At 29.0% G+C, this 7,377-nt stretch carries 10 protein-coding genes; 7 read left to right on the top strand and 3 right to left on the bottom strand.

The features are described from left to right. The 3 genes from M0R36_10260 to M0R36_10250 form a co-directional block, all read right to left on the bottom strand. Positions 1–1,509 (bottom strand): hypothetical protein (locus M0R36_10260; protein ID MCK9556180.1); only part of this gene is annotated, 1,509 nt, incomplete at its 3' end. A 27-nt stretch (positions 1,510–1,536) separates the two neighbouring features. Further along, entirely contained in the window at positions 1,537–2,328 is a 792-nt protein-coding gene (locus M0R36_10255) for a hypothetical protein (protein ID MCK9556179.1), read from the bottom strand. After that, positions 2,309–3,001, bottom strand: coding sequence for a trypsin-like peptidase domain-containing protein (locus M0R36_10250; protein ID MCK9556178.1), 693 nt, complete (start codon positions 2,999–3,001; stop codon positions 2,309–2,311). Before M0R36_10250 ends, M0R36_10255 begins: the two co-directional genes overlap by 20 nt. 164 nt (positions 3,002–3,165) lie before the next feature. On the opposite strand from M0R36_10250, the gene M0R36_10245 reads away from it, so the two are divergent. The 7 genes from M0R36_10245 to M0R36_10215 form a co-directional block, all read left to right on the top strand. After that, positions 3,166–3,435, top strand: a complete 270-nt coding sequence (locus tag M0R36_10245; GenBank protein ID MCK9556177.1) for a hypothetical protein — start codon at positions 3,166–3,168, stop codon at positions 3,433–3,435. Between the two features lie 2 nt (positions 3,436–3,437). After that, positions 3,438–4,097 carry a hypothetical protein gene (locus M0R36_10240; GenBank protein MCK9556176.1) on the top strand — a complete coding sequence of 220 codons (660 nt, stop codon included), beginning with the start codon at positions 3,438–3,440 and terminating at the stop codon, positions 4,095–4,097. Continuing rightward, positions 4,094–5,107, top strand: a complete 1,014-nt coding sequence (locus M0R36_10235) for an RNA ligase (ATP) (protein ID MCK9556175.1) — start codon at positions 4,094–4,096, stop codon at positions 5,105–5,107. Before M0R36_10240 ends, M0R36_10235 begins: the two co-directional genes overlap by 4 nt. Positions 5,108–5,113: 6 nt before the next feature. Beyond that, positions 5,114–5,383: a hypothetical protein gene (locus tag M0R36_10230; GenBank protein MCK9556174.1), complete on the top strand. Its 270-nt coding sequence runs from the start codon at positions 5,114–5,116 to the stop codon at positions 5,381–5,383. 11 nt (positions 5,384–5,394) lie between these two features. Beyond that, positions 5,395–5,922, top strand: a complete 528-nt coding sequence (locus M0R36_10225; GenBank protein ID MCK9556173.1) for an RtcB family protein — start codon at positions 5,395–5,397, stop codon at positions 5,920–5,922. 247 nt (positions 5,923–6,169) lie between these two features. Beyond that, positions 6,170–6,835, top strand: a complete 666-nt coding sequence (locus M0R36_10220) for a hypothetical protein (GenBank protein ID MCK9556172.1) — start codon at positions 6,170–6,172, stop codon at positions 6,833–6,835. Beyond that, positions 6,832–7,377, top strand: a 546-nt coding sequence (locus tag M0R36_10215; GenBank protein ID MCK9556171.1) for an RtcB family protein, incomplete at its 3' end; no start/stop codon positions are given. The genes M0R36_10220 and M0R36_10215, both read left to right, overlap by 4 nt.

The following is a 7,377-nucleotide window of genomic DNA, read 5'->3' as shown; positions in this document are numbered from 1 at the left end:
AAATTTAAAACATCTATTGGAGAAATCTCTTAAATCAAAATCAAATCCACCAACAATAAATAATTCTCTTTTCTCTATTAAGCAATATCCACAATCAAGAATATTCAATGGAAATAAATATGGTTGTACTGTCCAATTTTTCAAAAATAAATCATAAGAATAAATATTATGATTCAGATCTCCATTTTCATCAACACCACCCAAAACAAAAACCAATTCATCGTTGGCTATCATCATATGATTTCTTAATTTCTTTGGAAGATAATTTTCAAATTCCCATTCATGGTTGTATAATTCAAATCTGTAAAATCCATTTGTTACATCGCCATTTTGATTTATTCCACCACCAACATATGCCGATGTCTGAAATGAAATAGCACCAGTTTCTTGTAATTTTTCTGGAATATTATTTTTGGTTTCTATTCTATCATCAAGAACATATTTAACAAGTCTTGATGGATCTCCAGTGAATATCATTGGCATAAAATCTGGATGATCATGCTCATCATCTTCAACCGTTATAATGCCAAAAGAATCATCATAATCTTTTTCAAAAGAAACGGATGCTCCATCTGGATTCCATGTCATTCTTGGAGATATTGGATCTGCTGGGAGAAATCGACTATTCTTTTCATTATATAAGATGCTGTATGCTAAAACTGCTTCCAATAAGGAAATCTTTTTATTTAAAGGAGTATATTCCCATTTCTTTTTATCATCTATATTTGATGTTGCTAACCATTGCTGATATTCTAGTCTTGCCCTATAGCTAAGAATTAGATATGCTTTCTTGAGATCCATTATATTTGCTGATAACACAACATTAAAGAACGGGGTCATGGATGGTAATTTTATTTTAGAAACTGCATGCAAATCAAGAATATTTTGTTTTGTGTAATACCAATGTGGATCTGTATTTAATGTGCTATATGGTCTATAAATTTCACTTTGCCATCCAGGAATAGAAGTATTATTTAACGAAGCAATTCCCCTGAAAACAAGATCCGGACCAGCAGGAACATATTCTAACCAGTATTCATATATTTCGTTGTCCAATTGAAAGAAATATTTGATTGCTTCAGATACTGATAATGGAGATCCTTTTATGTGATATAGGTTAACAAGATCCATAAGGAAATATGGTTTAGAAGATGGGGTTAACCAATGATAAAAATTAATACCATAAGATTCCAATAGTTTATCTATATCTTCCAAATCTGCTTTAAATGGATCAGATAAATTTCTATGTTCAGTAGATAATGTTTTTAAAGAAGAATACCAATCTGTTAAAAGATTATTTAATCTAATATTATCACTGCTATCATGACAGCGCACTTTAAGCACCCTATCATAAAAATTCAAGAATTCTGCTTTATTTTCTACAAGATTTACATATTTTTGATCATATATTGAATCTACTGTGAAATTATCTAATTCATCTTGAGTTATATTAACATTTTTTACGTAGTTAATATATTCTATAAACCGAGAATATAAATCTTTCACCATTAACCCCTTTACGTATTACACTTAAAATTAAACAACTGCAGCTGATTTTTGTTTTGTATTATTTTTTGAAGCGGAATTTGTCTTCTTCTTATCTTGAATTTTTGCTATCTCCGCTTTCTTTCTCAAACTATCAGAAGCAGATTTGGCCCTATTAGCAAATGCGGTTGCGACTTTTGGATCTGCCTTATGTAAATTTTTCATATATTCTATTATTTTTTTTACCATAGTTGCCCCCAATTTAATCAACCATACAAATCCAACGGATAAAGCAAATATTAAAATTCCAGATCCAACACTAGATAATAAAGATGAGGTTTTCAAGAAATCAACACTTGGCATTTTAATTTCTTGTGGTTTTAAATTTTTAAGAGCTTGATATTTTAATGATAGTGCAGATTTTAAATTTTTGAATGTGGATGATATAATGGATTTTATATTTGAAATATCCATCGTTTTACTAGATTTCATTTGTGCAATTTGTGATTTTAGTTCATTATTTTCTTTTTTAATATCATTTACTTTTTTCACATATTCTGTTCCTTTTTTCAATCCAAACAAAGTTCCCAGAAGAGTGGCAACCCCACCGACAATCCACCACAAAATAAAAGAAACAGACAGTACAACATCTGGGGACATGGCTTCAGTTATAATATTTTTAGGTATAGTTCTTATATATTTATTTATCAAAGAAAAATCATCCATTTCTACTATTCTTTTAACAGTATTACTTTCCAAAACATATGCTCGTTTACTATATAATTCTTGTCTAATACATTCCGCAATAAAATTTGCATCTGATTTATTCAGTTTTAGTTTCATTCTTCTTAATCTCCTTTAAAATGACATTCCAAAATTTATTAATTTCATTTGATGAAATACAAAATCCCATCCCTTGACCAAAATTATGTATTGCAAAATTTATACCTATGACTTCTCCATCTAAATTAAAAGCTGGACCCCCGCTATTCCCAGGATTTAATGTCCCATCCAATTGAATCATATTATCAATTTTCATTCCAAGAATATCTGCTGTCTTATGAATATTGCTAACCATTGCCATAGTGTATGTTTGATTCAATGCAAGAGGTGACCCCAACACAAAAACTAAAGTCCCTCTCTGTAATTTATTAGAATCTCCAAATTTAACAGGTTTAAATTTTCTAGGTGTATCTATTTTCAATAAAGCTAGATCCATTTCCTGATATGTTGCAATTAGAGTTGCAGAATATTTTCTATTATCTTTTGTTTCAACAAAGAATTTATTTCCATCTGCTATGACATGATTATTTGTAATTATATATCCGTCTTCTGAAACAAAAAATCCACTTCCAAAAGAAGGAGTAATATTATCCCCGATAAATGTTTTTATGGACACCACTGTATCAGAAACATCATTATATAAATTAATAAATGTGTCATCACACAGCTGCATAGAAAAACAATTAAAATATAACACGAATAGAATTAAAATACCTGCTATTTTTTTCTCCATACTTCCCTCCATTGCAAACAAATACTATGTATTTGATTTTGTTCGGGTTATTTTAAAATATAGAATATTTTTTTTGCATAAAATAAAAACATATATATGTTATTGTAAAGAAGGGCTTGTCCTTCTTTATTTTTTTCATTATAATTATTTTTAGGAGGAAGTAAATGGAAAATAAATTAGTAGGAACTTGTCAATCATGCGGAAGAGATTTATTTTTTCAGATGGTTTTACCATACATGCCAGTTAATGCCGAAGATATCAATAACGCAATTGAGAAAGATGACTATTCTGATTTTTTTATGAGTGATGATCTAGAATCTGGAACAATAAATATTTATTGTTTTTGTGGAAAAGCAAAAGTAAGCGAAGAAGATATGAAGATTATTGATAATCTCGGATATGATGTGAATATTACCACCAAAGGAGATAATTGAAAATGCAATATGTTACATCAGAATTTGATGAATTAAATTCTAGAATTACTGAATTTAAAAAAGAATTTCCAAAAGTATATACTGGATTAGTATTTGGATTAATGAAGAGTTCTGATTATAAAAGAATAACCGATGAATTTAAAAAGAAATGGTGTATAGTTTGGATTTCTTCAAATAATCACAATGATTTTTACGATGCAGAGGGATTTGATAAAAAGAAAGAAGCACTCCAGTTATTAGGTGCAAAAATAATAGATAAAGAAATCCCAATAGACGAAATTCATATTTTCAATAAGGGAATCGAAATGAAATATGAAGCGAGTATGGTTTTTGAAATCAAAGGAAGAAAAGCAGTTGATGAGAGCATTGGGATTGATGAAATAAAAGAAATAATGAAACATTTTAAAGCAATAAATACTTTTGTAGTTTCTGATAAGGAAAATAAAGAAATAGAAAAATTTCATAATCCTGGTGATGGGTTCGGATTTAGAATTGTTGGAACAGATGAAAATAAAAAAGAAATATTAACAGATAGGATAACAAAAGAAATTTTAATAAGAAAAACTATTGATGCTCTAAGATCGGAAACACACAAAGTCCAAATAAGTAAGGATGGAAATATTATGAAAATTCTTGAGCTTAAGGAGGCAAATAATAAATGAGTCTTTTCAGTGTTGATGTTCTCAAAATAGATAAAGTAACTCCACACGCTAATGCTGATAAATTAGAATTAGTTATTATAAAAGGATGGCAGGTAGTTATTGTAAAGGGACAATTTAAGGAAGGCGACACTGCAATATATGTTCCGGTGGATGCCGTTATCCCATTAGAATTATCAGAGAAATGGGGAGTAACTAAATATCTAAATAATCAAAGAGTAAGAGCTGCTAGGTTAAGAGGAGAAATGAGTTATGGGTTTTTGGCACCTAATGATGAAAACCTAGAAGTTGGTTTGGATGTTTCAGAAAAATACGGAATTATAAAATATGTACAGCCAGAAGAATTAAATATGGGAGATAATGAAACACCACACCCCTCGTTTGATAAATACACAGATATAGAAAATATAAAAAATTTTCCAGATATTATTCAACCAGGTGAAAAAGTTGTATTCACGGAAAAAATTCATGGGACCAATTCTAGGGTTGGTTTAATTGCTAAAGATTCTGAAATTATTCCAATTGCTGGTAGTCATACAATGAGAAAAAAATTAATAGAAGGAACGAGATATTCTAAACCATATTTTATTCCGGGTGTTAGAGAAATGTTAGAGGCTATATTCGCTAAAAAATATGCAAGTGTAGTTATAGTGTATGGAGAAATATATGGTTATAAAATTCAAGATTTACAATATGGGTTAAATAAAAATGCAGATTTTAGAGTATTCGATATTAAAGTTAATGGATCATATTTGGATTGGGATGAGGTTATAAAATATTGCAGAGAATATGGTGTTAAATATGTTCCAGAATTATACAGAGGACCATTTGACATGGAATTAGCAAAGAAATATAGTACTGGAAATACAACCTTAACAACTGAAAAACAAATAAGAGAAGGAATTGTAATTCATCCATTAAAAGAAAGAAACGATCCTAAATTAGGAAGAGTTATTCTGAAATTAATTAATGATGATTATATTTTAAGAAAAAATGGAACTGAATTTCATTGAGGGGTTATGATGAAATACGAACCGTGGTTAGATGATGATCAAAAAGAATATTATTTGTCTCATGAAAAATCTTGTGTGTGGTTCATGAATTCATTTATAGATAATACAACATCTCACTTTAAGGATTATCATTTATTTTTCTGTAGAAAAAATATATTCAGCGAAAAAGGATATGTTGATGGATTATATTCTTCCATGGATGGATATTTAGAACGTAATTATAAATGTGAATTTTTCATTGAATGTCCATTTGAAATTAAAATAATCAAAAAATAGGAGTGTTCATAATGTTTGACTTCAAAGGTAAATATACTAACGGAAAAATATTTGCAGAAACAATTGAGACAGAAGCAGTATCACAAATTTATAATATGGCAAATAATTGTTCATTTACAAATTATATGGCCATCATGCCTGATGCACATAAAGGATCTGGATCTTGTATTGGTTTCACAATGAAAATGCCAGAAAATAGAATTGTTCCAAATATCATTGGAGTTGATATTGGTTGTTCCATATCTGCAATAGAAGTAAAAGACGATATGGGAGAAAAATTTAAATCAAGTGAAATAGTAAGAATGGTAAGAGATAGAATTCCATTTGGTCCCAATGTGCATGAAAAAGAGATATATGATTTCGAAAAAGAATTTGATTGGGAAGATGTGAACAAAAAAATAAAAACAATATCCTCTTTTTTAAATAGTAAGTACTGCCCAATTGTCGATTATAATTGGTTAAAAAATCATTGCAAGAAAATAGGAATGGATTTTCAGAAAGTCATATTGTCTTGTGGGACAGTGGGCGGTGGTGAATGATTGCCTCCAGGCCGTAATATACTGAAATCTCCTCTGATTGACTTGGAAATCTTTACTTAAGATGACAAGGCGGAAGGAATACATTCATTCCACCGTGAGAGACTGAGCGAGGAGACTCCTACATTTAGGATGATGCGACAGTCCAAGCCCAGATATAAAAGTAAATCAATATGAAACTGGGGTTATTTGATGTTGAAAAAAAACTCTTTACTTTTAAAAGAACAAATTTAAAAGTATGGAGGAAAATATGTTGGAATTATTTAAAAAAGACGAATTGGCGTATGCGATAGGATTATTACAGACTGATGGTTATAACTGTAAGGCGGATCCAAACAAAAAGAAGGGCAAAATTGGTTTAGATATATCATATAGAGATAATGATATGATATATAATTTGGAAAAAATATTTAAACCAATATGCAATGTTTCAATTAGAGAAGATACCAAAGATACTAATTTTTCAAAGGAGTTTCATTATATATCACTCACTATAGGAAATTATGATGTTAGAAATTTTTTAACTAAATATATTCCAATAGGAAAAAAGAAAAATATAATAGTTCCGCCTGATTTTGTTTTGGAAGATAAAACACTCACAAAACATTATTTAAGAGGATATTTTGACGGCGACGGTTCGTTAGGAATTACTTCTAAAAATACACCTTTCATATCTGTATGTGTAGTATCCGATATAATCAAAGATTATATTCTACAAAATATTTTTGAAGTATTAAATTTTAAGAAAAATATAAATAGAAATAAAAGGGACAATATTTATAATATCGTATTATTTACAAAGAAAGCGGTAACATATGCATCCATGTTATATGATAATGAAAATCTGTGCAGCCAGAGAAAGAAAGGAATTTTAGAAAAAATGAAAGAAGTTTTAATTTCAACATCAAAGTCTTGAATCATTTTATCGAATTTAATCAATCAAAAAATACTGGAAAATATTATTTCAGTATTCATACTGGATCTAGAAATTTTGGAAAAACAATATGCATGTATCATGTTAAGAAAGCTAAAGGATTGTTGGAACATAAAAGAAAAATAGATTTAAACGATGAAATAAAAGAACTTGTTAAAAACACAAAAGATAAAACCAGAATAAATAAATTAATAGACGAACTGAAAGAGAAAAAAGGTGTCAAAGATGCATGGTATGATTTGGCATATCTTGAAGATGATAAAATGTTTGATTATCTTGTAGATATGATTATAGCTCAAAAATATGCACGGTATAACACCAACACGATAATTAGAATACTTCTTGAAATTTTAAATACCAGTATAAATGATATTATTATTAGCACACACAATTATATTGATTTTGATGATATGATAATTAGAAAGGGAGCAATAAAAAGTTATTCAGCTCAGAGAATGATTATTCCATTTAATATGAGGGATGGGTCGTTGATATGTGCTGGAAAATCTAATCCAGAATGGAAT

Source organism: bacterium, from assembly GCA_023228325.1.
In the GTDB taxonomy this organism is placed as follows: domain Bacteria; phylum Auribacterota; class UBA6266; order UBA6266; family UBA6266; genus UBA6266.
The sequence above is the reverse complement of the archived record's forward strand: the minus strand, read 5'-3'. Positions and strand labels throughout refer to the sequence as shown.

Bases quoted from the DNA above. Each gene is read 5' to 3' on its own strand.
- M0R36_10220 (MCK9556172.1), top strand. From the start codon at position 6,170: ATGTTGGAATTATTTAAAAAAGACGAATTGGCGTATGCGATAGGATTA.
- M0R36_10235 (MCK9556175.1), top strand. From the start codon at position 4,094: ATGAGTCTTTTCAGTGTTGATGTTCTCAAAATAGATAAAGTAACTCCA.
- M0R36_10255 (MCK9556179.1), bottom strand. From the start codon at position 2,328: ATGAAACTAAAACTGAATAAATCAGATGCAAATTTTATTGCGGAATGT.
- M0R36_10245 (MCK9556177.1), top strand. From the start codon at position 3,166: ATGGAAAATAAATTAGTAGGAACTTGTCAATCATGCGGAAGAGATTTA.
- M0R36_10250 (MCK9556178.1), bottom strand. From the start codon at position 3,001: ATGGAGAAAAAAATAGCAGGTATTTTAATTCTATTCGTGTTATATTTT.
- M0R36_10225 (MCK9556173.1), top strand. From the start codon at position 5,395: ATGTTTGACTTCAAAGGTAAATATACTAACGGAAAAATATTTGCAGAA.
- M0R36_10240 (MCK9556176.1), top strand. From the start codon at position 3,438: ATGCAATATGTTACATCAGAATTTGATGAATTAAATTCTAGAATTACT.
- M0R36_10230 (MCK9556174.1), top strand. From the start codon at position 5,114: ATGATGAAATACGAACCGTGGTTAGATGATGATCAAAAAGAATATTAT.